Genomic DNA, 24,117 nt, shown 5'->3' with positions numbered 1-24,117 from the left:
AAGCCCGTCATTATAAAAATCACGGGCTTTATTGTATTATTTTGTGGGATAGAAATATTCATTAGGTCTAATTACCCAGTTCCAGTTGATTTCTGACGAGATTAAAATATTCATTTTTTGTATCCACCAGTTTATAATGATTGCCTACTTCTGCAATCTTTCCGTTTTTCAGAACGATGATCTGGTCTGCATTCTTGACGGTTGACAGCCGGTGTGCTATAACAACAACGGTTCTTCCTTCAAAAAAAGACTGAAGATTATTGTAAATCTGCTTTTCGTTTTCAGCATCGAGTGCTGAAGTAGCTTCGTCCAAAAATAAAAATTCGGGATCTTTATATACTGCTCTGGCAATCAAAATACGCTGTTTCTGCCCGCCGCTTAACTGAATCCCAATATTTCCGACTTTGGTATTGTAACCCATGGGAAGTGATTCTATAAACGAATCAATACATGCAATTCGTGCTGCTTCGGCTAGTCGGTCAGGATCAATTTTATCTTCAGTGAAAGCAATGTTTTCAGCGAGCGTACCACTGAATATATGTCCGTCCTGAAGAACAATACCACATCTTTTCCGCCATTGATCTGCATAGATATCATTAAGATTCATTCCGTTCAACAATACTTTTCCGGAGGTGACAGGGTAGTAGGCCAGTAATATTTTAAGCAAGGTGGTTTTACCGCTTCCACTGGAACCTACGATGGCTGTAACTTTGTTGGGAAGAACTTTGAAATTGATATCATTTAAAACAAAAGGATTGAAATTCCCGGCATATTTGAAAGAAATATTATTGATAGAAAGTGTATTAATCTGTGTCGTAAGATTCACGGTTCTGGCTACGTTTTCCTCCTGTTCATTATAAATTTCACCGATTCTTTTAGAGGCAATTTCGGCATCCTGGGTATCCTTGACCAGACTCACAAGTCTGTTGATAGGAGAAGAGAGCTGCCCGATCACATAGGAAATACTCATCAAAACGCCTAAACTCATTTTCCCATCCATGATCAGAATCGCACAAATACCGATAGCTGTGATCTCTTTAAGTTTGGATAAAAAATTCACACCTACCAGCTGGTACATATTCAGAAACAGGGAGTTCAATTCTATGAAATTAAGTTTCTGCTGGATTGCCAGGATTTTATTGATCGAAAAATTTTGAGCGTTATTTACTTTTATCTCCGGCATATTCATGATGAATTCATAAATATGGTTGCTGTTTTCAGATTGTCTCAGAAATAAAGCATATTCAAGAATGGCCCGTTTTTTAAGAAACAGAAAGATCCATGCAACGCTCATGACAGATAGGATCAGATAAACAATAAATACCCACTGACTGAAATAAAACAGGATCCCTCCAAATAATAAAATGTTCAGGATACTGATTAGAAAGTCAACACCTTTCCACGTAACATAGTTCTGGATTTTCTGCTGGTCATTGATCCGCTGAAGGGTTTCCGTATTTAATCTTGTGTCAAAATACCGGATAGGTAGATTCATCAGTTTTTTCAGGAGATTGCTTTTAAGTGAAATACTTAAATTAAAATTGATTTTAGTCAGTAAAAGGTTACTGAAAAAATCACTTAGAAAGCTTGAAATAAAGAGCACGAGCTGTGATGCCAGCAATAAAAGAATAAGGTTGGAGTTTTTCTGAAGTATACCTTCATCAATAATATTTTTAAAAACAAAAGGAATACAGCTGTTGATCACCAATCCCACAATGATTAAAAGGATGGCCAGAAGATAGCTTCCTTTACGGGCTTTGATATAGTTAATTGCTTCCTGGAAAAACCCGGATTTTAAAAAGCTTTCAGGTTGGTCTACCGGGAGTTTTCCTTCCCAGTCCGGATTTTTTTCAGAATAAATCAGGATGCCTTTTTCTCCGGTTCCGCGCCATTCATTGGAGAAGCCTTCTTCATCCAGCTTAATTCTTCCGTAGGCCGGATCTGCCAGAAAGTAAGTACTTTGATTGTTTTTCTCTGTAATATTTTCAAGTACCACAAAGTGATCCTGTTTCCAGAATAAGATAACGGGCAGCGGAATTTCCTTTAAATTAGAAATAGTTACTTGTACGGGAGTGGAGTTTAGGCCGGCTTTGTTTGAAGCGGCCACCAGATCATCCACGGAAACCCCGATGCGTGTAAATTCAAATAAAGATTTTACAAAAGAAAAGGAATATTTTTTTTTACCATGATAACTAAGAATCATGGCAAGACATGCTGCTGCGCAATCTGTGCTTTGCAGCTGATGGTAAAATGCAAATTTATTTCTAGGCCAACGCATTCACTATTTCTTCTATTTTACTGAGTACTACTTTATCTTTTTCGTTTTCGTCGCCATTGTAAATACAGTATTCGTCACCTATTTCCTGGTGTTCTACTGCATGTTGGCTGCATCCGCCGTTGCATAATGGCAATAATCTGCATTGCAGGCATGGCTTATTTTTAAATTTAGCCTCCATCCGGCGCTCAAGATGATTGTTTTCCCAAACAAGATCTCCGTCCTGAGTAAGATATCCGACTCTGTTTTTAGACAGGAAATCTCTGGCGGTACATTTATATAAATCACCATTATAATTGATGGTTGCGCTGTTTCTTTTGTCAGCATAACAAGGATCCTGAACATTGTTGATGGAGTACATCACTTTGGTATTAAATCCTTTGGTTTGCATTTTTTCGGCATTCTCATCTGCGACTACATTGGTATTATCAGTTTCATCATCCTGCCAGACTCTGTGAAAGTCGAAAAGCAATTTTCTTTTTTTCTCTTCTTCAGTTAAGTAAGAAAACTCATCAACGATTTTAAAGCAGTTGTGGATGTTTTCGTGGGTATAATTAATTCTTGCACGAACGAAAAAGTTATCATATTTGAGAAGGTTTTTGATATTGCTCACAATCTCATGGTAACTGCCTCTGGTCTTATTCACAAAGCGTACTTTATCATGTTCTTCGCCGTAACCGTCAAATGTGATTTGAAGGCCCGCTTCAAGGTTTCTGTCAACAAAATAGTTGATGAATTCATCATTCAGAAGATATCCGTTGGTAGTAAATGCAATATTGAACGTGGTATCATATTTTCTGCATTCCTGTACAAGATGATCAATCATTGGGGTTACGTTCCTGTTAAAATATAACAGAGGCTCACCACCAAAAAAAGACAGGGTAAAGTCCTTGATAGATTCCTGGGAAACTGTTTTTGTGATAAATTTATTGACAGAGTCCAGTACGGTTTCCTCTAACCTTGATTTTTTAATATGGGTTTCATAGCAATACCAGCATTTGAAATTACAATTCATGGTAGGATTTACAATCAAAAAAAACATATTGGGATTGTTGTCAATTTTTTTTGATACCTCCTTCACCTTTTGAACTTCATTAATATGTTCATCGATAAGAAAATACTCTTCTTTCAGATAATCGTAGAAATCAGGATGTATTTCAGAAAGTTCATCGATGCCGTCTCTTTTTCCTGCTTCCAGAAGTTCCTTAAGTTCAGGCTCTAAAAGAATAACTTTTTTCTCAAAGGAATTGAACAGGGCGTACTGATTATTGAACGGTACAATTGAGTTGAATTGGCTGTATTTCATAGTGAGTTAGTTTTTTTTGATTAAAAACTAAAGGGCACTAATGCCCTTTAGTCTACAGAAAGTATTACTTACTATAAAGTTGTAGTTGGAAGCGTCGGATGAGTTGGCTGAGTAGTTCCGCCACATCCTGCTACGCAGTTTCCACTGTTTGTTACGGGGCAGTTTCCAAGGTTTGTTCCGGCATTGGCAAATCCTGCATTAGTACCTCCTAATGCTTTTGAGAAGCCTCCTTTTGCTGTTTCGTTTTCCTGAGTAAATTTTGCAATGTCAAATTTGTTTTCGTTTGTTGATTTCATGATAATAATATTTGTAATTAGTATGCGGTAAATATTTAAAGTCATTAACCGTTTATTGGACTTTGCTTGCAAGCATATTTATAATTCATTCAGGGTATGGCCATTACACTGATGAATGACAAATCAGTTGGTTCTACTTCGCTCTTCCTGATTTCTGAAGCTTCTCTGATTGACATTGAGCTGCCCTCCAAAGGAATAGTTGAGCGATAATCTGAAATATCTTGAATCGTAATATCCGTTTGTATAAGTGGTATTGCCGCTTCGTTCAGAGGTAGAATTAAATTGATATTCTTTAAGTATATTATTAATAGATAATACAAGTCCGAGCTTATTCCAAAGTTTAGCTTTAAAATAAAAATCTAAAAGAGTATTGGTCTTATTTTCAACCAGATCTATAGATTTATTAGGGAATCTATGCAGTAAATTAAAGCCTGTACTGATAGTTTTACTGATTAAAAAGTTTCCGGAAATAGAGATCATGCTGAAAAATCCTTCCATTTCCTTCGGAGTTAAAGGATAGATGTTTGATTTTGCTTTTTGATACCCCAGATACCCTGTGATATAACTTTCCAGCCATTTCTTTTTTTTATAGACGTAGGTTTGTCTGAGTCCATAAGTCTGTCCCTCTGCATAATTAAGCTGCGTGATGCGCTGGGTAACATTGTCATTATTTAATAACACAATACCCCCAAACATATCGTCAATCTTTTCATAATATAAAACACTTTGCAGATAGTCTTTATAGATATAGTTCAGTTCAATATTGTGCGTGTAGGACGGCATTAATGATGGATTCCCCTCCCAATAGCTAAACGGACTGCCGTAGATCCGGAAAGGATTCAGATTGGTAAATGAGGGTCTGGAAATCCTCTTACCGTAATCCAGTGAAATGGTATTATTCTCAGTGGGTTTATACTGAAGGTATGCTGTTGGAAAAAACTTCAGATAGTCGGTATTATTTTTATTCTGAATAAAAACATTTTCAGATTCCAGTTGCGTATTTTCAATTCTCAGGCCTACTTTGGCAGACCAGTTCTTTTTTCTGCCCATTTCCTTTTCACCGGAAAAGAAAAGAGCCTGTGTATTTTCCTGATACGTAAAACGATCCTGCTGTACAAAACCTACCTGCTGCAGATCTGAATAAAGATCATTAACTGTTTTCGAAAAAGAAAATCTTGTGCCGTAGTTCAGTTTGATGAATTTTAGCGGATGATCCATATCAAGATTTACAGAGTAGTTCTCTATATCTTGAAAAGCATTGTTTTGATTTCTGCCCTCAACACTTGCATTATTATTTGAGTATAGATTAAAATTTCGGTCACTGTTGTCTTTATAAGTGAAAAAATCAAAATCTGCATTCAGCTGTTTTCCTAAAGAGTCTATTTTGTACACCGTATGAAAATTGACGGTGTGCAACTGCCTTTTTCTCGCCGTTCTGCCCACAGTATAATACCGGTTGGTTGCAGCAGGCTTTTTTTCCAGAGATGAATCAAAGTCTTCCGTAATAGGCTGGCTGAGGCTTCCGTTGTACATGGCACCGATCTGAAGATGCTTTGAGATATCATAATCAAGAGCAATTCGTCCGGACAGAGCATTTATTTTATATTGATACTGCTTGTCAGAATGCCAGTAGGTTTCAGGATATTTTATCTCCAGTTCTTCCTGCCCATAATACTTTCCATAGCTGTAATTCAAGTTTGAAAATAAAGAAAGCTTGTTCTTTTTATAATTAAGATTGGCCGAGGAAGACTGCTGTGCATATTTTCCCTGCTGGTAACTGGTTGTAAGTGTGGACGACCAATTATCCGTCCTTGATTTTTTTAAAATGATATTAACCAATCCGCTGTTACCTTCAGCACTGTATTTGGATGGGGGATTGGTGATGACTTCAATACTTTTAATGTCGCTGCTGGGAATACTTTTTAAATAACTTATGAGCGCATCTCCTGTCATATTCATGATTCTTCCGTCGATCATTACTCCCATTCCGCTTTTTCCGAGCATGGTGATGGTTTCATTGGTTACCTGAAGGCCAGGGGTTACAGTGATGGCGTCCAGTCCGTTTCCACCAGTGGCAAACGCAGATTTTTCAACATTAAAGATGAGACGGTCTGTTTTTCTTTCAATAAGTTGTTTCTGTCCGTTGAGCACCACACCTTCCAGTAAAATGTCATTGTTGATGGTAATGATACCCAAATCAAGATCCCCGTTCAGCTCAATTGACTTTTCGTAATACTTTTTTCCTAACTGAGTAATCAAAAGGGTGTAGGCTCCTTTATCTAAGCGTATTTTAAATTTACCAGAAGTATCAGTCTGTGCATTGATGATACTTTGATTTCGTTTATTCTTTAACAGTAAATCCGTATTTCGGAGCTGTTCATGAAAACCATTCATTACACTTCCGCTCAGTGTAAATTGTTGCGCAGTTACCGTGCCGGATAGCATACCGAAGGCAAGTGCCGTAAGCAGAAGTTTTGTGTTGGTCATTTCTAGTTTTTTCTCCGACTAAGGAAATAATATTTTTTAAATTTTCAAATAAAAAATAATTTTTATTTAGGGTTAATAGTATAATTTATTAATTATCAATAAGTTAAAATTGAAGTAAAATTTATTTTTATTTACCTCTAAAGTTTTTAATATCACTTCGTGGTGATTTTGTTTTATTGAGATCGGCTTGAAATAAAAAAAATGTCAATGATTGATCTTGTCGGAAATGAAAAACGATTACCATACTCTGACTGAAAATCGAAACCGGAATATTTTTAATGCTGGAGGAGAATCCTTTATGAAGGAAATAAAAAAAAATAATTACTTTTCTTTTAAAATATATTTGAATTTAACATATTTTTAATATATATTAGTCGCTATTAAGTGATTTAATGTAAAGAAATAAACCTAACTATGAAAACAATCAATTATGAATGTCAGACTTCTTTCTCTGATTGAGCGAAGAATGAATAGGGCTGTACAATTATTGTCTGAATTTTTATCCAATCATAAAAACCCGGAAAATTTACCTGAAAAACAGATTACTGATTACACTCAGTTGGTAATGGATACCTATATTGCCCTATTCAAGGCTCTTGAAATTGTGCCCGGTGATTATTTATATACCGTAAGGGAAATACAGGTTCATCATCAGGATGAGGGTGAAATATTCTGTGGTGAACAATTAGACACGGAGACCCGGTCTTATCTTCATGAGATGATAAAATCTGCATCTGATCAGCCTTTGGGTTCCGGATATAGTGTTGTACCGCTGCACCTGAAATATTTTAGGGGTTTTTCAGATTTTTCAGCTCTGTTCGGGCTTTGTGTCATTGATCATTCTACACAGACAGCCCAAAGTTTTTTTCATGAATTCAGAATGGATGTGCGGCAGATGAATTTTTCCGATCACACTTTAAATTATCTGGACGATATCCTTCTGAAATTTAAGGCAGATCCGTCCGTTCACATCAGGGATTTAAGCAAAATAAACAACCTAAGCTATCTGCAGTTTCAAAAAGATTGCAGGCAGTACTTTGGGACTACCTTTTACGATTTTACCATTAAGCTTAAGATGATAGATGTTGTGGATGATTTGATGTTTTCAAATCTGATGGTCAAAGAAATTGTCTACAAATATAAATTTGCCGAGTACAGTAATATGTATAAATTTTTTCATAGAACTTACGATTTCCCATTTAAAAATATCACCAGATTGTATTCAATGGAAAAGGTTTGATGATTCATATTTAAATCAGTTTTCCGGTTAATACCAGATCTGTGATCACGACATCATCTTTATCACAAGAAGTAATGCGTTGTAAATTGATCACCTCAAAATGATGCACCTCAAAGGCTTCCGTTAAATAATCCTCCTGGTGATAGTTCACATACACCTGATCACCGGTACTGGAGGTCTGAAATCTGGATTTTGTATAGTCATCTTCCATCGTGCTCAGATAAAATACGCCTCCTGGTTTTAACAATTTGGATACCTGAGCGATGAGATCAAGCGCTTCTTCACGAACAAGATAGGGCAGGCAAAAACCACAGATGATTCCGTCAAATTGTTTTTCAATCTGCGCGATGTCCCGGCAATCCATAAGTTGAAATGACGCACAGGATTATTAGCCTGAGCGAGATCCAGCATCTTTGGTGACAGGTCGATTCCCAAAACTTTATAATCAGGTTTTCTGTCCAGGATATACTTTGTGATATTTCCCGGACCGCAGGCAATATCCAAAATCTCGGCATCATCGGCTTCTATATGATCACAGAAAAAATTAAATGTATCTGCAAACAAACTTACATCCATAAATTTATCCTGATAGATTTTTGCCGATTTGTCAAATGCCTCAGCAGCCTTTACTATTTTCATGGTATTACCTTTTAGAATGTTACAGAACTTATTAATCAGTATCCAAATATAAAGAAAGGCATAAGATTTTGTGATTAAATCACTGAAAACCTTATGTTCCTGAAAAAAATAGCTGCATCATAACAATGCAGCTATCCTTATATTTGAAAAAGATTGGTTTCTAGTTACTTCTTGAGCGCGAAATGGATAGAAGGTATACCAGGTGGGCAAACATACTTCTCTTTACAGATTCTATCTTAACATCACCGGTGGTCTGGTTAATCGTCGTTACAAGATCAGCATTACATTGACCTGAGAAACTGCCGCTTCCCAAATAGTTGGAAGAATTGGCAGTAGGATAGGAGATTCTTGGATAGTCGGGAGCAATCTGCTCAGCGGCTGTTATGCCTCCTAAATAACCTTTGTGATCAATAAATCTGGGTGCCCATGTTCCTAAAAATTGTCCGTTACCCGTGTTGATAGTTTGTCCTATCACAATCTGGGTATCTACCGCACGGGTAAAACCAACACATGAACTGTAATGATTTACTCTCACTGTACAGGAAGAAGCGTTATCAGTAGGCTGAAAACACTGTCCTTCATATATCGTCAGTCTTTGTTCCGCAGCTGATGTAGAAGTATTCAGTAATGCTTTTGGAGAAAAAATTTCTTCAGGAGAGAGAAGGGTTAAAACGCCCTGTGCATTGGCGGCCACAATTTTATTCTCAGCGTTGGCCAGACCTCTCACTCTTACCAATCCGTTTACATCCAAAGTATGGGAAGGCGTTTCTGTATTAATCCCTACCTGAGATTTCAAGCTGCTGAAAAAAGCGACTGCAACAAAAAAGATTATTCTTGTTTTCATGTTAATTATTGGGTTTTAATGATTTTTTAGATTTTTCACTAAATTAAGAAATATTTGCTACCACGAAAACAAATTTCATTTAAATTACAAATATTAGGATAAAAATAATTTATCATGGAAAATTTATATAAAATAAACGTATTATATTGAAATATTACCAATGTCGATATTGGCATATATTTTTGAAAAGTTGCCGTGTAATTGCTTCTTTCCATTTGGGAAATAATCGTATTTTAGCCAAAATATGAGCCGAATTCATAAAAATATAAACAGCTGATTAAAATTCAGATAATCTGAATAAAAAAATTAGTAGATTTGCACGGAACAAGGCGGAAAAAAATGAATATTAATTCAGTTCTCTGTTTCAGGAACGGAATTTAAACAGATAATAATAAATTTGATTAGGTTATAAAACTATTAGAAACTATGAAGAAACTTTTTTTACTTCTTTTTACAGCTTTTTTATTTATCGGATGCAGTTCTGATGACGACACCATTTATGATTATATAGGAACGTGGGCAGGAAAGTATACGGGAAGCGATGATGGAACCTGGAACCTTGTGGTAGCCAGCGATGGAAAAGTAACCGGAACCATGCATTCTACAGTAAATGATGAAAATTATAATATTTCCGGACACTTAACTGAAACCGGCGATCTTACCGCTGTAATCGGGCTTCCTTCAGATGGAGAATTCAAAGGAACCCTTTCAAGAGAGAAAAAAGGAAACGGAAGCTGGTCAAACGCTGTTCCTACACCGGCAAGATCCGGTACCTGGACAGGAGACAAGAAATAAAACAGAAAGCCTGCAGATCACTCTGCAGGCTTTTTTATTTGTACTGATTCGGGGTCATTAAATTAAAATTGTGAACTTCCTTAACCTTAACCTTAACCTTAACCTTAACCTTAACCTTAACCTTAACCTTAACCTCAGTCTTAGTCTCTACATCCCAACAAACCCCATCTGAATAATTTCTTCCTTATTTCGGATTACTAAAAAGTAGAGCAGGAGCGTTGCCTCTGAAAAATGTTTTTCAAAATAAATCTCTCTCTTTTGCTTCACAAAAACCTTCTCTTCAAAATACTCCGCAGCATAAGCATCAAAATCAGGTTGTATCGTGATAATCATCATTTCATTTCCTGAAATTTGATTTCCCCAATGTAGAACTCTGTGGTCTTTTTCCTCAGAAACATAAACTTCCGGATGAATATTTTCTTTTTCTCCAAACCGGAATCCTTTCAGCAATTTTAATCCTTCTTCCTTCAAAAGTCCATTCTGTACCGTTCTTCTTCCCCGTTCTGAAACCGTATCAAGATCTTTAATAAGAGTCATTAACTTGGCGAATTTCTGATAGAGTAGAGGATCTCCCGCTTCTTTCGTATAGCTTTCAATGCAGCTTCGTATCGTTTTTCCAGCTTTGGAACAATGCCCGAATTCAGAGCTGTTCTGCCTTACTTTCTCATAAGAAGGACTTTTTTTGAAGGCATCTTTATTAAATCCACTTTTTTTCCGCACTACATTTTTCCCGTTCAGGTTGTAAAAAACCAGATCGCCTATACTCCCGTTGATTTTTATTAAACTTTCGTAGGTTGCCATATTGCAAAATTGAATTCAAATATACTAATAAATAAGAGAAATTAAAATTTTAACATATATTTATCATATAGTTGTAGTATAGTTATTTTATAATTTAAATATAAAATGTATATTTGTACATAATTAGTTACTTCATTTAAAATCAGATGACTATGAAACCGGGATTATTTGAAAAAAACTTAAGAATAAAGCAGATTTCTGTTCTGCTGATTGCCTCTGCCATTGTTGTTTCCTGTGGATCTTCGAAAAATGTATCTTCCAAAAAAAATGCAGGAACCAAAACCGTTGCGAAAGCTGAAAATCTGAGAAAACTGGATTCTAAATTTGATGGAAAGATCTCCAGATCCGTCAGCGATATTCTGAAAGATGCTGAAAAATACATCGGAACACCATACAAATTCGGTGGAAATACCTCTTCAGGTTTTGACTGCTCCGGATTTACTGTAAAAGTTTTTGAAGAAAATGATTTTTCACTGCCACGCAGATCTTCAGATCAGGCAGGTGCAGGAATGAAAATCGATATCAAAGAAGTGAAACCTGGAGATTTGTTGTTTTTTGCGACAGCCGGAGGCAGCAGGGTTTCTCATGTGGGAATCGTTCATGATATTGGTGCTGATGGAGAAGTAAGATTCATCCACGCTTCCACCTCAAAAGGAGTCATGATTTCTTCATTGAACGAAAAATACTGGAACAAAGCTTATCTGCACGCCCAGAGAGTTTTATAGGATGTTATTTAAACTGATCATTAATATGGAGAACCGGACCTTTGCGTTTATTAAAACAGATAAAAAACTGGTAAAATTGTTCTTTAAAGATATTACCATTATCAAAGGTTTGGGAAATTATGTGGAAATCAATACCACATCCAATAAAAAATACATTTACTACAAAGCCCTTAAAGATTTGATTGAAAGTCTTCCGGATGAATTCATGAGGATTCACAATTCCTATATTGTCAATTTAACGAATATCGAATATTTCGAAGACAACCAGCTTGTTCTCCAGGATCAGAAAATTACCGTGGCAAAAAGCTATAAAGACTGTCTGGTTACAGCACTCAATAAGATGATGCTCTGAAAAAGAAAACATCAGAAAATCAGCATTCCGCATCATATTTCATTCAGACCAAATAATAAATTGGTTAAACTCCTGTATTCATTTTACATTCGTGAAAAAATAACAATGAATAAAGACAGAGCACTGGATTACATCAACAGCCACAATCTTACTGAAATAAAAGCCGGACCCGACAGAACCACTTTTCTTGAAATATGGATGGTGACGGTTAAGGACAGAATTTTTGCCAGATCATGGGGCCTCGCAGAAAAGAGCTGGTATAATACTTTTTTGGAAGATCAGGAGGGGCAGATCAGATGTGGAGACGAGATTTTCAATATAAAAGCGCTCGTTCCTGATGATCTCAAAGAACTTAGTTCTGACATTAATGTGGCTTATTTAACAAAATATAATACAGCTACCAATCTTAAATATTCGAAAGGGATCGTTGAGCAAAAACACGTTGATAAGACGATGGAGTTCATTATTCTTGAATAATGCAACTTGAAAGAACCGTAAAATAATTCCCAAATAAGACTTGTTTCGGAACTTGTATACTAAAACAATCTTTTGTACTTTTGACCTTCAAAACTGTGGGAAGCTGCAGGCATAATTTATACTAAAATCAAATAAGAAACATGTCGTTACAACAAACAATTGAAAACATTTGGGATCATAGAGATTTATTACAGAACGAAGACAGCCAGAAGGCGATAAGAGAGGTTATTTCTTTATTGGATTCCGGAGAACTTCGTGTTGCTCAGCCTACGGAAAACGGATGGCAGGTGAATGAGTGGGTGAAGAAAGCCGTAGTAATGTATTTCCCGATCCAGAAGATGGAAACTATTGAAGTAGGTCCGTTTGAATTTCATGACAAAATTCCTTTGAAGAGAAATTATGCTGAAAAAGGAGTGAGAGTTGTACCGCATGCGATCGCCAGAGAAGGATCTTTCGTAGCTTCAGGTGTTATTTTGATGCCTTCTTATGTAAATATCGGAGCTTATGTAGATTCTGGAACTATGGTAGACACTTGGGCTACAGTGGGAAGCTGTGCGCAGATCGGTAAAAACGTTCACCTGAGTGGTGGTGTAGGTATTGGTGGTGTATTGGAGCCATTACAGGCAGCTCCTGTGATCATTGAGGACGACTGTTTCATCGGTTCAAGATGTATAGTGGTAGAAGGTGTGCATGTAGAAAAAGAAGCCGTATTAGGTGCGAATGTAGTATTGACAGCTTCTACAAAAATCATTGATGTTACAGGTGACCAGCCTATTGAAATCAAAGGAAGAGTTCCTGCACGTTCAGTAGTAATCCCGGGAAGCTATACCAAACAGTATCCTGCCGGAGAATACCAGGTTCCTTGTGCATTGATCATCGGTCAGAGAAAAGAATCAACAGATAAAAAAACATCTCTTAATGATGCTTTAAGAGAGAATAATGTAGCTGTGTAAGCTCTGTTTTCTCTAAATTTTAAAGATTGATTTTTAAAATTTATATAATAAACCCTGAATAGTCATTTGGGGTTTATTTTATTTATACCTTTAAACCGCTTAAAAAATCTTACTAAAAACATGGATATGAAGATTGCCTTCGACGCAAAACGTTTTTTTCATAATACGTCCGGATTGGGCAATTATTCAAGAGACCTGGTCAGGATTCTTTCTCAGTACTATCCTGAAAATGAATACCTGCTGCTAAACAAAAACCGTTCAGAAAGAGGAAAAGACATCCTCGAAAGACCTGAGGTCCGTTTTGTGGAAACTTCAAAAGGAAATCTTTCCCGACAGCTTAAAATGGGCAAAGATGCCCAAAAACATGGCGCACAGATATTTCACGGTTTATCAGGAGAGTTGCCATTGAAATGGGGTAAAGAACCCATCAAAAAAATAGTGACTATCCATGACTTGATTTTCATGAGATATCCGCAGTATTATTCCTTCTTTGACAGGAAAATACACCTTTGGAAATTTAAAAAAGCGGCTGTTTCCGCAGATAAAATCATCGCCATTTCGGAACAGACCAAAAGAGATATCATTACCTATCTAAAAGTTCCCGAAAACAAAATTGAAGTCATTTATCAGGGCTGCCACAAAGCTTTTAAAGAACAGCAGCCTTACGAGTTTATTCAGCTCACCAAAGAGAAATTCAATCTTCCGGAACGTTTTATCTTAAACGTCGGAACCATTGAAGACCGTAAGAATCTTTTAAACATTGTCAAAGGAATCAGCGGAACAGAAATCCCGTTGGTTGTCGTTGGAAGAAAGACGAATTATTATAAAAAAATAGAAGCATTCATCAGGAAAAAAAAAACGGAAAAGCAGGTACTCTTTCTGGAAGGGGTTTCCATGGATGAACTGGCTGTGATCTATAAACTCGCTGATATTTTTGTCTATCCGAGCTTTTTTGAAGGCTTCGGAATCCCTGTTATAGAAGCGATTTTCTCAAAAACGGCAGTCATTACCAGCAACGTCAGCTGTCTTCCGGAAGCGGGAGGAGAAGACTCCGTTTACGTTGACCCGGGAAGTTATGAAGATATAGGAGCCAAAATAAAATTTTTATGGGAAAATGAATCCGAGAGAAAACGCCGTGCAGAAAAGAGTTTTGCGTTTGTTCAGAAGTTTAATGACGAGCCCATTGCAGCTCAGCTGATGGATCTCTACAAAAAAATTCTGTAAAAAAATTTTGCAGTTTAAAAATAAGTCCTACATTTGTACCACAATTCAAAACAATGAAACCGAATTTTTTAACACTTCATCATTATTATCATCATCTCTGCTAAGACGGAATTGGTTGATATAAACATGTGTTAAAATCAAAAATAATTAAAACCGTCTGAGTAAACAGACGGTTTTTTTGTTTCCGAATTCTTCCGGAAATATCCAACAGATCAGTTTTCATTTACTCAGACCTCAAAACAATACAATGAGTAAATTAAAAATTGCGATCCAGAAAAGCGGCCGGCTCTACGAAGAATCTTTACAGCTCCTCAAAGACTGCGGGATCTTCGTCAACAACGGAAAAGACCAGCTGAAAGTCTCTGTAGACAACTTTCCCATGGAGATCATGTATCTCAGAAATTCAGACATTCCCCAATACCTCGAAGACGGAGTGGTAGATATCGCCATTGTAGGTGAAAATCTTTTAGCCGAAAAACAAAAGAACATCCAGATCGTGGATAAGCTTGGATTCTCAAAATGTAGGGTTTCGCTGGCTGTTCCCAAAGAAGTGGAAACGGATGATCTTTCCTTCTTTCAGGGTAAAAAAATTGCTACTTCTTACCCAAACACCCTTAAAAATTTTCTTGACCGGGAAGGTATCACTTCCGACATTCACATCATTTCAGGCTCCGTTGAGATTGCCCCGAATATTGGCCTAGCAGATGGGATCTGTGATATTGTAAGCTCGGGAAGCACCTTATTTAAAAATGGTTTGAGAGAAACGGTGACCCTTCTGAAATCGGAGGCAGTTTTAGCAAAAACAGCTGTACTCAATCCCGAAAAAGAAGGTATTCTCAATAAATTCCTGTTTCGCATACAATCCGTTTTAAGAGCCAAAAATTCAAAATACATCCTGATGAATGTTCCTGATGACAAGATCAGTGATATCGCCTCCGTCCTTCCTGTACTGAAGAGTCCTACGGTTATTCCGTTGGCGGAAAAGGGATGGAGCAGTATTCATTCGGTGATTGATGAAGAAAGATTCTGGGAAGTCATTGATGAACTGAAAGAAAACGGAGCTCAGGACATTCTTATTATTCCAATTGATAAAATGGTTATTTAATGATGAAAATATACAGATATCCGGAAAGAAAAATCTGGTCAGACTTAGTACAACGGCCGGTAATGGAGCGTGAGGAAATCTCAGGATTGATCACGGAAATATTTGAAACGGTAGAAAAAAACGGTGATAATGCACTCATTGAGTTCAATAAAAAATTCGATAAGGCAGTGACGCCCGAAATTTTAGCATCAGAAGCTGAAGTTGAGAGTGCTGAAAACGAAATTTCTGAAGGTTTAAAGAATGCCATCAGACAGGCCAAAGAAAATATCTCGAAATTCCATGCAGCTCAGATAACGGAAACAGAGAAAATTGAAACGGTAAAAGGCGTAACCTGCTGGAGAGAAAACCGTGCTGTAGAAAAGGTTGGGATCTATATTCCCGGTGGAACAGCCCCTTTATTTTCTACTGTACTTATGCTAGCCGTGCCTGCCAACCTGGCGGGATGTAAGGAGATTATTCTTTGTACTCCTCCTGACAGCAACGGGAATATTAATCCGGCTATTCTTTTCACAGCGAAACTCTGTGGAATTACTAAAATATTCAAAACAGGTGGCGCACAGGCTATTGCTGCCATGACGTTAGGAACAGAAAGTATTCCAAAAGTGTATAAGATTTTCGGACCGGGAAATCAGTTTGTGGTTGCTGCTAAAGAATATGCACAACGTTTTGGGGTAGCTATGGATATGCCGGCAGGTCCCAGCGAAGTTCTGGTGATTGCCGACAGCAAAGCGGTTCCTGAGTTCTGTGCGGCAGATCTCCTTTCCCAGGCAGAACACGGAAGCGACAGTCAGGTAGTTTTTATCACTCCGGATTTTAAAATTTTAGAAAAAACTATTAAAGCCGTAGAAGAGCAGATCAAAATACTTCCGAGAAACGAAATGGCCCAACAGGCTCTTGATCACAGTCTTTTTATCCTGAGTGAATCTATCGGGGAAGCTTTGGAATTCAGCAATCTGTACGCTCCGGAACACCTTATTCTGGCTTTGGAAGATTTTGAGCAGTATATTCCAATGGTCAGCAATGCAGGGTCCGTTTTTCTCGGAAATTACTCCTGTGAAAGTGCCGGCGATTATGCCAGCGGAACCAATCACACGCTTCCCACCAATGCTTATGCAAAGAACTACAGCGGGGTTTCTTTGGACAGTTTTGTGAAGAAAATCACATTCCAGCACCTTTCAAAGGAAGGTCTTAAAAATATAGGAAAAACCATCGAACTTATGGCAGAGGCAGAAGGTCTTATTGCCCACAAAAATGCAGTATCTATCAGATTAAAATAATACAATGAAAGAATTCAATACCAACAGTTTAGTAAGAGAAAATATAGTAAAACTACAGCCTTATATCAGTTTCAGAGATCACAATGAGTTCAATGCTCCGGTATTGCTGGATGCCAATGAATGTCCGTTCGGGGAGTTCAACAGATACCCGGATTCGTCTCAGAAAAAGCTTAAGAGTAAATTAGCAGGCCTTAAAGGTCTTTCACCCGCACAGATCGCCATAGGAAACGGAAGTGATGAACTGATCGACCTGATCATTAAAATCTTCTGTGAACCTAAAAAAGACGCCATTCTGATGATGAATCCTTCTTTTGCAATGTACGGTTTCTACGCCACAGTGAATGAAAATGAAGTTTTGAAGCTGGATCTGGATGAGAATTTTGAAATTATAAAAGACGATTTTCTAAAGATCACCCAAGAGAAAGATATTAAAATTTTCTTTCTGTGCTCTCCAAATAATCCAACCGGGAACAGTGTAGAAGACATTGAATTTTTCATTCAAAATTTTGACGGGATTGTTGTTATCGATGAAGCGTATATTGAATTTTCGGGAAACAGATCAGGGATTGAACTGCTGGACAAGTATCCCAATCTGATTGTGCTTCAGACTTTTTCAAAAGCCTGGGGAACAGCGGGAGCAAGGGTAGGGACAGCTTACGCCTCCGAAGAGATTATCCGTTTTATCAATACGGTAAAAGCGCCTTATAACGTCAATTCTCTAAGCCAGGAGCTTATTCTGAATATTCTGGAAGATGAAAACAGACTTAAAGAAAACGTTGAAAATGTACTTCAGGAAAGAACCTGGCTGGAAGAACAGTTTAAAATCATTGAATGCATTGAAAAAGTATTTCCAACGGATGCCAATTTCTTCCTGATTAAAATGAGAGACGGTAAAAAAGTCTATGAGAAAATGCTTGAAGAAGAAGTTCTGACCAGTCAGAGAGCACCCGCCATTCCGGATTGTATCAGAATTAATGTAGGAAACCGTGAAGAAAATGAAAAATTAATTAACGTTTTAAAAGGAATACCATCATGAAAAAAGTACTGTTCATAGACCGTGATGGAACACTTATCGTGGAACCGCCGGAAGATTTTCAGGTAGATGCTCTGGAGAAGCTGGAATTTTATCCCGGAGTTTTTCAGAACCTTGCGAAAATTGTAAGGGAAATGGATTACGAACTGGTGATGGTGACCAATCAGGATGGCTTGGGAACTGACAGTTTTCCCTTTGAAGATTTTATAAAACCTCACGAAAAAATGTTGAAAGCCTTCGAAAATGAAGGGATTGTTTTCAGCGATATTCTGATCGATAGAAGTTTTGAACATGAAAATCTCCCTACCAGAAAACCTGGAACCGGGATGCTCTCAAAATATATTTATGGAAGCTATGATCTTGAAAATTCATATGTAATTGGTGATCGAGGTACGGATGTTCAACTGGCTGTAAATTTGGGAACTAAATCTATATTTCTCAATGAAAGCTTTAATCAAGAGGCGACGCTCAGTACAGACAGTTGGTCGGGTATTTATTCATTTTTAAAACAGGAATCCAGAAAGGTAAAAGTCTATCGGAAAACCAATGAAACGGAGATTGATATTGAAATCGATCTTAATGGAAAAGGAGTCTCTGAAATTTCAACCGGGCTTCATTTTTTTGATCATATGCTGGATCAGATTGCCAGACACGGGAATTTAGATCTAAAAATTAAAGTGAATGGAGACCTTCAGGTTGACGAGCACCACACGATTGAAGATACAGGAATTGCTTTGGGAGAAGCCTTCTTAAAAGCCCTGGGAAATAAGAAAGGAATCGAGAGGTATGGTTTTCTGCTTCCTATGGATGATTGTCTGGCTCAGGCTGCCATAGATTTCGGAGGCAGGCCGTGGCTGGTTTGGGATCTTGATTTCAAAAGGGAAAAGATAGGAGACGTTCCCACAGAAATGTTTGTTCACTTTTTTAAGTCATTTACAGACTCTTCCCGTTCCAATCTGAATATCAAGGCAGAAGGTGGCAATGAGCACCACAAAATAGAAGCGGTCTTCAAAGCATTTGCAAAAGCTGTTAAGATGGCGGTGAACCAGTCTGATAACAGTTATAATTTACCATCAACCAAAGGAAGTTTATAGATGATTGCATTAATAAAATACAACGGAGGAAACGTTAGTTCAGTCCAGAACGCACTGTCCCGGCTGAACATTGAATCCATAGTGACGGATGATCCGGAACTGATCCTGAAGGCAGATAAAGTGATTTTTCCGGGTGTAGGAGAAGCTTCCTCTACCATGAAGGTGTTAAAAGAAAAAGGCCTTGATACTCTTATTCCTTCTTTGAAACAGCCTGTGCTCGGGATTTGTCTTGGGATGCAGCTGATGTGCGGAGATAATGAAGAAGGAAATGTAAGAGGAATGGGAATTTTTGATGTTGATGTTAAAGGATTTCCACCAAAAGATCTGGTTCCCCACATGGGCTGGAACACGCTTTCGGAACTTAAAAGTCCTTTGTTTTCAGGTATTGAAGAAACTGACGATGTGTATTTTGTACACAGTTTTTACTGCGGACTGGCAGATGCTACGGTTGCGATATGCGATTATATTCTCCCATTCAGTGCAGCGCTGCAAAAGGATAATTTCTATGCGGTACAGTTTCACCCGGAGAAATCAGGAATGGCAGGCAGCAAGATATTAAACCAATTTATAAAACTGTAAATGATGAAAATTATTCCAGCTATTGATATTATCGACGGAAAATGTGTCCGTCTTTCAAAGGGAGATTATTCAACTAAAAAAATATACAACGAAGATCCTGTAGAAACAGCCAAAGAGTTTGAAGGCTATGGAATTCATTTTCTGCATCTTGTAGATCTGGATGGGGCAAGATCTAAACATATTGTCAATCAGAAAGTATTGGAAAATATAGCCAGGGAAACATCGCTTCACATTGATTTTGGAGGCGGATTAAAAACCGGAAATGATATAGAAACGGCTTTTAATTCAGGAGCGAAACAGATCACGCTTGGAAGTATTGCGGTACAGGATCCTGAATTTTGCTTTGAAATGATCCAAAAATACGGCAGTGAAAAAATTATTTTAGGGGCAGACTGTGAAAACAGGAAGATAAAAACTTCCGGATGGGAAGAGGAAAGCAATCTGGATATCATTGATTTTCTGTTGGGTTACAAAGAGAAAGGAATCATTCAGACCATTTGCACGGATATTTCAAAAGATGGAATGCTGGAGGGTCCTTCCACAGAGCTGTATAGAGAAATTCTGGCGAAAAAAGCGATAAAACTTACAGCTAGTGGCGGTATTTCGTGCATAGAAGACGTATACAGCATGAAAGAAATCGGATGTTCGGGAACAATTATCGGAAAGGCGATTTATGAGGGAAAAATAACATTACAACAACTTCAGGACTTTATTGAAAATGCTTAAAAAAAGAATTATTCCATGTCTGGATATCAAAGATGGGACAACGGTAAAAGGCGTCAATTTTGAAGGCTTACGCAATGCGGGAGATCCTATTGAACTCGCTGTGAAATATGAGCAGGAAGGTGCTGATGAATTGGTTTTTCTGGATATTACAGCAACAGTGGAAGGCCGGAAAACATTTGCCGGACTGGTTAAGGATATTGCGGCACAACTGAGCATTCCGTTTACAGTAGGAGGCGGGATTTCTTCCATTGAAGATGTAAGAATACTTTTGGAAGCCGGTGCAGACAAGATCAGCATCAATTCCTCTGCCGTCAAGAATCCAAAACTTATTGAAGAATTATCTAGAGAATTTGGAAGCCAGTGTATCGTTGTAGCTATTGACACGAGACTGAACAATGGATCGGATCTGGTGTATGTGAGAGGTGGACAACTAGCGACAAACTTAAATACTGTAGCGTGGGCAAAAGATGCGGTGTCTTTAGGAGCCGGTGAAATTCTTCTGACCTCTATGGACGGTGACGGGACAAAAAACGGATTTGATATCCGCATTACAAAGCTGGTTTCCGAGGCGGTCAGTGTTCCTGTTATTGCTTCCGGAGGGGCCGGAAATGCAAATGACTTTGTTAAAGTATTTAATGAAACAAAAGCTACAGGTGCATTGGCTGCCAGTATTTTCCACTTCAATGAATTACCCATTCAAGAATTAAAACAACAATTAAAAATTCAAAAAATTCCTGTGCGATGAAAATAGATTTCAATAAAGATAACGGCCTGGTTCCGGTAATCATTCAGGACGGCAGAACCCAACAGGTACTGATGCTGGGCTATATGAATGAAGAGGCTTTTGAAAAAACAGAAAAAGAAGGGATTGTCACTTTTTTCAGCCGATCAAAAAACAGGCTCTGGACCAAAGGTGAAGAATCCGGAAATTTCCTGACCGTAAAAAACATAAGCATCGATTGTGATCAGGATACCATCTTAATTCAGGCAGTCCCAAAAAATACGGTTTGTCACACCGGAAGCTTCAGTTGTTTCGGAGAAAAAGAATCGAGAGGGTTTCTATATGAACTGGAAGCTAAAATAAGTGATAGAATAGACCGTAAGGCCGAAGATTCATACACGTATTTGCTGTATCAGAGAGGAATCAATAAGATGGCCCAGAAAGTAGGGGAAGAGGCTGTAGAGCTCGTTATTGAGGCTAAAGACAACAATGATGATCTTTTTAAAAATGAAGCCGCAGATTTACTGTATCACTTTTTGATTCTTCTTAAGGCGAAAGGGTTTTCTATGGAGGATATTGAGAAAATTCTTCAGAATAGGGATAAATGAAAAAAGCAGGAAGAAATTCTTCCTGCCATATAATCTAAGCCGCGTTAAAGTCTGATGATAAAATCTTGAAAATTAATTATTTCCGGACTTCAATAACTTCCTTCTTTATCTTTCAATCAAAATTTTTCTCACAGCGGTTTGTCCATTAGCTTTAATGACTCCAATGTAAGCGCCGGCAGCCAGTCCTGAAATATTGACTTTCGTTTCATTGTTCTTTTTTAAAAGTACTTTTCCGGACAGTTCTGTAATTTCAAAGCTGAAATCTTTACCGGCCGTGCGCGGAAGTTCAATATTAATGATGTCTTTAGAAGGATTAGGATAAATGGAAACCTCTTCAAGGGAGTTGTTAGAAACAGCCTCATTAGTGCTCATAACAAGCGAACTCGCGGACGTGGCCACTGCAAAATGCTGCAAAGCCCCGACTGTTGCTTTTCCTATTTTGAAAATATAGACAGGATCCGTATTCGCAAATGTATCATTGGAGGTATGCGGATAGGTACTTCTTATCCTTTCAAAAAAGCCGGTAATGATTTCCCCTTTTCTTTCAAAAGGAATGTAATCTGTATCTTCTGCAGGATCTACAGCTGTTTGAAGAGGAGAGTAGAGTGTGGTACAGTTTCTGAGCTGCTGGGTTACTGCAGCGGCAGCGGCATTATTGCTCGTTGGCCCGGCCTGATCCTGATCGCAGTATACCGTATTGTTATTGTTCCCCATAACTCCGCCTACCTGGTCAAGATTAAATACTAACTTGATATCCAGTACGCGTACGCCATTCTGATAAGCTACATTATTAACGTAATGAGTGCTGCCTCTAAGCCCCTGTTCTTCTCCGGAGAAGTGAATGAACTTGATGGAATAGTCGGTAGGGATATTTCTTAAGATCCTTGCTGCCTCCAGGATAATGGAAGTTCCGCTGCCGTTGTCATTTACCCCGGGACCATTAATACTGTCAAAATGCCCGCAAATAATGACATACTTGTTAGGGTATAGTGTTCCCGTTTTGGTAATCACAAGGTTCTTTGAACTTGTACTTCCGAAAGTGAAGGGGTCTTCCACGATTTGGCTGGCAGAATATCCGAAAGAAGTGTACTTATTTTTAAGCCAGGTTAATGCATTGGCATTATTAGTGGAACCGGTGGTTTTGATACCCAGATTGGCAAACTGCTGTAAATTCGTGGTAATATTAGTCTGTGATACCAGATTTGCTCTGTCCTGATAAGCCTGAATAAAGGTCTGAGCCTTACCGCTGAATGTTGCCAAACAAACCGACAGAATAGTAATTGTTTTTTTCATGTTAATTATTTTATGGTGTGGTGATTGGTGATGAATCTAAAGACTAAAAGTCCTGAATTAAAATCAGGACTTAAGCGTTACAGTTATTTTTCAATAATGACTTTTCTGGTAATGCTGGAGCCTTCCGCATTTATCGTGCATAAATAAATTCCTTTTGCTAAACGTGAAATATTAAGCTGAGCCTGATTTTCTTCCTTTAAAAAAGACTGTCCGGACAGATCGGCGATTTCAACCGTAAAGTTTTTCGTGGTTGAATCCGGAAGCTCAATTGTTAAAACATCCTTCGCTGGATTGGGATATATTTTTACAGCTTCTAATGACTTTACCTGTTTTTCTTTAGCAGCAGGAGCGGGTGCAACAGTGGATGCCGTTGCAAAATGCTGCATAGCGCCCACAGCTGCTTTTCCAACTTTAAATACATATACCGGATCTACGTTGGCAAATGTATCATTGACTGTGTGTTCATTATAACTTCTGGTGTATTCATAAAAACCTGTGATCACATATCCTTTCTGTTCAAAAGGCATATAATCTGAGGAATAGGCATTGGAAATACTGGTCTGAAGAGGAGAGTACAGGGTAGTACACGTCGCTAGTTGCTGCGTGATCGTGTTTGAAGCCGCATTGTTTCCTGACTGTCCTCCCGTATCTTTTTCACAGATGATTTTGTTATTCACGTTACCTATCTTGCCGCCTACCTGATCAAGATTGAATACTACCTTGATGTCTAACTTTTTCACGCCGTTTTGAAACGCGACGTTATTAGCATAATGGGAACTTCCATATAACCCCTGTTCCTCTCCGGAGAAATGAATAAACTTGATGGAATATTCCGTAGGAACATTTTTTAAGATTCTTGCTACTTCTAAGATCACCGAAGTTCCACTGCCGTTATCACTGGTACCCGGGCCTGTGACGGTATCATAATGCCCACAGATAATCACATATTTGTCAGGATAAAGTGTTCCTGTTTTGGTAATCACTAAATTCTTCGAACTTGTACTCCCGAAAGTAAAGGGACTTTCTACAATCTGACTGGCAGAATATCCGTAAGAAGTATACTTGTTTTTGATCCATGCCAGAGTATTGGCATTATTAACAGAACCGGTGGTCTTGATCCCAAAATTAGAGAACTCCTGAAGATTGTTGGTAATGTTGGTTTGGGAGACCAGATCGGCTCTGTCTTTATAGGTCTGGATGAGGGTTTGGGCACTGAGGCTCCCCACCGCTAATGCAGTGCATAAAAAGGGTGTTAGTTTTTTCATAT

24 protein-coding genes and 1 pseudogene are annotated in these 24,117 nt (G+C 38.0%); 15 read left to right on the top strand and 10 right to left on the bottom strand.

The genetic code is table 11. The features are described 5' to 3' along the window. Nucleotides 1–67 precede the first annotated feature (67 nt). The 4 genes from LC419_RS14240 to LC419_RS14225 all read right to left on the bottom strand — a co-directional run bounded on the left by LC419_RS14240 (nucleotide 68) and on the right by LC419_RS14225 (nucleotide 6,364). Nucleotides 68–2,278, bottom strand: a complete 2,211-nt coding sequence (locus tag LC419_RS14240; RefSeq protein ID WP_223607988.1) for a peptidase domain-containing ABC transporter — start codon at nucleotides 2,276–2,278, stop codon at nucleotides 68–70. Continuing rightward, nucleotides 2,265–3,581: a radical SAM protein gene (locus LC419_RS14235; protein WP_223607987.1), complete on the bottom strand. Its 1,317-nt coding sequence runs from the start codon at nucleotides 3,579–3,581 to the stop codon at nucleotides 2,265–2,267. Before LC419_RS14235 ends, LC419_RS14240 begins: the two co-directional genes overlap by 14 nt. A 71-nt stretch (nucleotides 3,582–3,652) precedes the next feature. After that, nucleotides 3,653–3,877: a hypothetical protein gene (locus LC419_RS14230; protein WP_223607986.1), complete on the bottom strand. Its 225-nt coding sequence runs from the start codon at nucleotides 3,875–3,877 to the stop codon at nucleotides 3,653–3,655. A 123-nt stretch (nucleotides 3,878–4,000) separates the two neighbouring features. Continuing rightward, nucleotides 4,001–6,364, bottom strand: coding sequence for an outer membrane beta-barrel family protein (locus LC419_RS14225; protein WP_223607985.1), 2,364 nt, complete (start codon nucleotides 6,362–6,364; stop codon nucleotides 4,001–4,003). 430 nt (nucleotides 6,365–6,794) lie between these two features. On the opposite strand from LC419_RS14225, the gene LC419_RS14220 reads away from it, so the two are divergent. After that, entirely contained in the window at nucleotides 6,795–7,604 is an 810-nt protein-coding gene (locus tag LC419_RS14220) for a helix-turn-helix domain-containing protein (protein WP_223607984.1), read from the top strand. A gap of 10 nt (nucleotides 7,605–7,614) precedes the next feature. Here the strand turns inward: LC419_RS14220 and LC419_RS24145 are convergent, their stop codons facing one another. From LC419_RS24145 to LC419_RS14210, 3 genes and pseudogenes are all read right to left on the bottom strand, one after another. Beyond that, nucleotides 7,615–7,851 (bottom strand): hypothetical protein, encoded by a 237-nt coding sequence (locus tag LC419_RS24145; protein WP_262901714.1) that lies wholly within the window; start codon nucleotides 7,849–7,851, stop codon nucleotides 7,615–7,617. Between the two features lie 30 nt (nucleotides 7,852–7,881). Further along, nucleotides 7,882–8,180: pseudogene (locus LC419_RS24140) on the bottom strand (trans-aconitate 2-methyltransferase); the annotation flags it as partial. Between the two features lie 223 nt (nucleotides 8,181–8,403). After that, nucleotides 8,404–9,087: a hypothetical protein gene (locus LC419_RS14210; protein WP_223607983.1), complete on the bottom strand. Its 684-nt coding sequence runs from the start codon at nucleotides 9,085–9,087 to the stop codon at nucleotides 8,404–8,406. Nucleotides 9,088–9,513: 426 nt separating this feature from the next. On the opposite strand from LC419_RS14210, the gene LC419_RS14205 reads away from it, so the two are divergent. Further along, nucleotides 9,514–9,882 (top strand): hypothetical protein, encoded by a 369-nt coding sequence (locus LC419_RS14205; RefSeq protein ID WP_223607982.1) that lies wholly within the window; start codon nucleotides 9,514–9,516, stop codon nucleotides 9,880–9,882. A gap of 147 nt (nucleotides 9,883–10,029) precedes the next feature. On the opposite strand, the gene LC419_RS14200 is transcribed toward LC419_RS14205, so the two are convergent. Beyond that, nucleotides 10,030–10,683: a hypothetical protein gene (locus LC419_RS14200; RefSeq protein ID WP_223607981.1), complete on the bottom strand. Its 654-nt coding sequence runs from the start codon at nucleotides 10,681–10,683 to the stop codon at nucleotides 10,030–10,032. 152 nt (nucleotides 10,684–10,835) lie between these two features. On the opposite strand from LC419_RS14200, the gene LC419_RS14195 reads away from it, so the two are divergent. The 13 genes from LC419_RS14195 (at nucleotide 10,836) to hisIE (ending at nucleotide 21,557) form a co-directional block, all read left to right on the top strand. Further along, complete coding sequence (locus LC419_RS14195) at nucleotides 10,836–11,408, top strand: C40 family peptidase (RefSeq protein WP_223607980.1); 573 nt, start codon at nucleotides 10,836–10,838, stop codon at nucleotides 11,406–11,408. Nucleotides 11,409–11,433: 25 nt separating this feature from the next. Continuing rightward, entirely contained in the window at nucleotides 11,434–11,760 is a 327-nt protein-coding gene (locus tag LC419_RS14190; RefSeq protein WP_223607979.1) for a LytTR family DNA-binding domain-containing protein, read from the top strand. Between the two features lie 105 nt (nucleotides 11,761–11,865). Further along, the gene (locus LC419_RS14185; protein ID WP_223607978.1) at nucleotides 11,866–12,237 is read left to right on the top strand and encodes a DUF2255 family protein; all 372 of its coding nucleotides are present in this window, start codon (nucleotides 11,866–11,868) and stop codon (nucleotides 12,235–12,237) included. Nucleotides 12,238–12,377: 140 nt separating this feature from the next. Further along, nucleotides 12,378–13,190, top strand: coding sequence for a 2,3,4,5-tetrahydropyridine-2,6-dicarboxylate N-succinyltransferase (locus tag LC419_RS14180; protein ID WP_223607977.1), 813 nt, complete (start codon nucleotides 12,378–12,380; stop codon nucleotides 13,188–13,190). 126 nt (nucleotides 13,191–13,316) lie between these two features. Next, a complete protein-coding gene (locus LC419_RS14175; protein WP_223607976.1) occupies nucleotides 13,317–14,414 on the top strand; it encodes a glycosyltransferase family 1 protein in 1,098 nt (365 codons plus the stop codon). 247 nt (nucleotides 14,415–14,661) lie between these two features. Then, nucleotides 14,662–15,519 (top strand): ATP phosphoribosyltransferase, encoded by an 858-nt coding sequence (gene hisG / locus LC419_RS14170; protein ID WP_223607975.1) that lies wholly within the window; start codon nucleotides 14,662–14,664, stop codon nucleotides 15,517–15,519. Nucleotides 15,520–15,521: 2 nt separating this feature from the next. Further along, nucleotides 15,522–16,796 (top strand): histidinol dehydrogenase, encoded by a 1,275-nt coding sequence (hisD, locus tag LC419_RS14165; protein ID WP_223608245.1) that lies wholly within the window; start codon nucleotides 15,522–15,524, stop codon nucleotides 16,794–16,796. A 4-nt stretch (nucleotides 16,797–16,800) separates the two neighbouring features. Continuing rightward, the gene (gene hisC / locus LC419_RS14160; protein ID WP_223607974.1) at nucleotides 16,801–17,832 is read left to right on the top strand and encodes a histidinol-phosphate transaminase; all 1,032 of its coding nucleotides are present in this window, start codon (nucleotides 16,801–16,803) and stop codon (nucleotides 17,830–17,832) included. After that, nucleotides 17,829–18,923 carry a bifunctional histidinol-phosphatase/imidazoleglycerol-phosphate dehydratase HisB gene (hisB, locus tag LC419_RS14155; protein ID WP_223607973.1) on the top strand — a complete coding sequence of 365 codons (1,095 nt, stop codon included), beginning with the start codon at nucleotides 17,829–17,831 and terminating at the stop codon, nucleotides 18,921–18,923. The genes hisC and hisB overlap by 4 nt, the downstream gene beginning before the upstream one ends. Next, nucleotides 18,924–19,502: an imidazole glycerol phosphate synthase subunit HisH gene (hisH, locus tag LC419_RS14150; RefSeq protein ID WP_223607972.1), complete on the top strand. Its 579-nt coding sequence runs from the start codon at nucleotides 18,924–18,926 to the stop codon at nucleotides 19,500–19,502. A 3-nt stretch (nucleotides 19,503–19,505) separates the two neighbouring features. Beyond that, nucleotides 19,506–20,228: a 1-(5-phosphoribosyl)-5-[(5-phosphoribosylamino)methylideneamino]imidazole-4-carboxamide isomerase gene (gene hisA, locus LC419_RS14145; protein WP_223607971.1), complete on the top strand. Its 723-nt coding sequence runs from the start codon at nucleotides 19,506–19,508 to the stop codon at nucleotides 20,226–20,228. Then, nucleotides 20,221–20,973, top strand: a complete 753-nt coding sequence (hisF, locus tag LC419_RS14140) for an imidazole glycerol phosphate synthase subunit HisF (protein ID WP_223607970.1) — start codon at nucleotides 20,221–20,223, stop codon at nucleotides 20,971–20,973. The genes hisA and hisF overlap by 8 nt, the downstream gene beginning before the upstream one ends. Further along, nucleotides 20,970–21,557, top strand: a complete 588-nt coding sequence (gene hisIE / locus LC419_RS14135) for a bifunctional phosphoribosyl-AMP cyclohydrolase/phosphoribosyl-ATP diphosphatase HisIE (protein WP_262901712.1) — start codon at nucleotides 20,970–20,972, stop codon at nucleotides 21,555–21,557. Before hisF ends, hisIE begins: the two co-directional genes overlap by 4 nt. A gap of 105 nt (nucleotides 21,558–21,662) precedes the next feature. Here hisIE and LC419_RS14130 read toward each other — a convergent pair whose 3' ends face one another. Both LC419_RS14130 and LC419_RS14125 read right to left on the bottom strand, forming a co-directional pair. Beyond that, a complete protein-coding gene (locus tag LC419_RS14130; protein WP_223607969.1) occupies nucleotides 21,663–22,850 on the bottom strand; it encodes a M28 family peptidase in 1,188 nt (395 codons plus the stop codon). 83 nt (nucleotides 22,851–22,933) lie between these two features. Then, complete coding sequence (locus LC419_RS14125) at nucleotides 22,934–24,115, bottom strand: M28 family peptidase (RefSeq protein WP_223607968.1); 1,182 nt, start codon at nucleotides 24,113–24,115, stop codon at nucleotides 22,934–22,936. Between the last annotated feature and the right edge of the window lie 2 nt (nucleotides 24,116–24,117).

Origin of the sequence: Chryseobacterium sp. OSA05B (assembly GCF_019970065.1) — a bacterium.
In the GTDB taxonomy this organism is placed as follows: Bacteria; Bacteroidota; Bacteroidia; order Flavobacteriales; family Weeksellaceae; genus Chryseobacterium.
The sequence above is the reverse complement of the archived record's forward strand: the minus strand, read 5'-3'. Positions and strand labels throughout refer to the sequence as shown.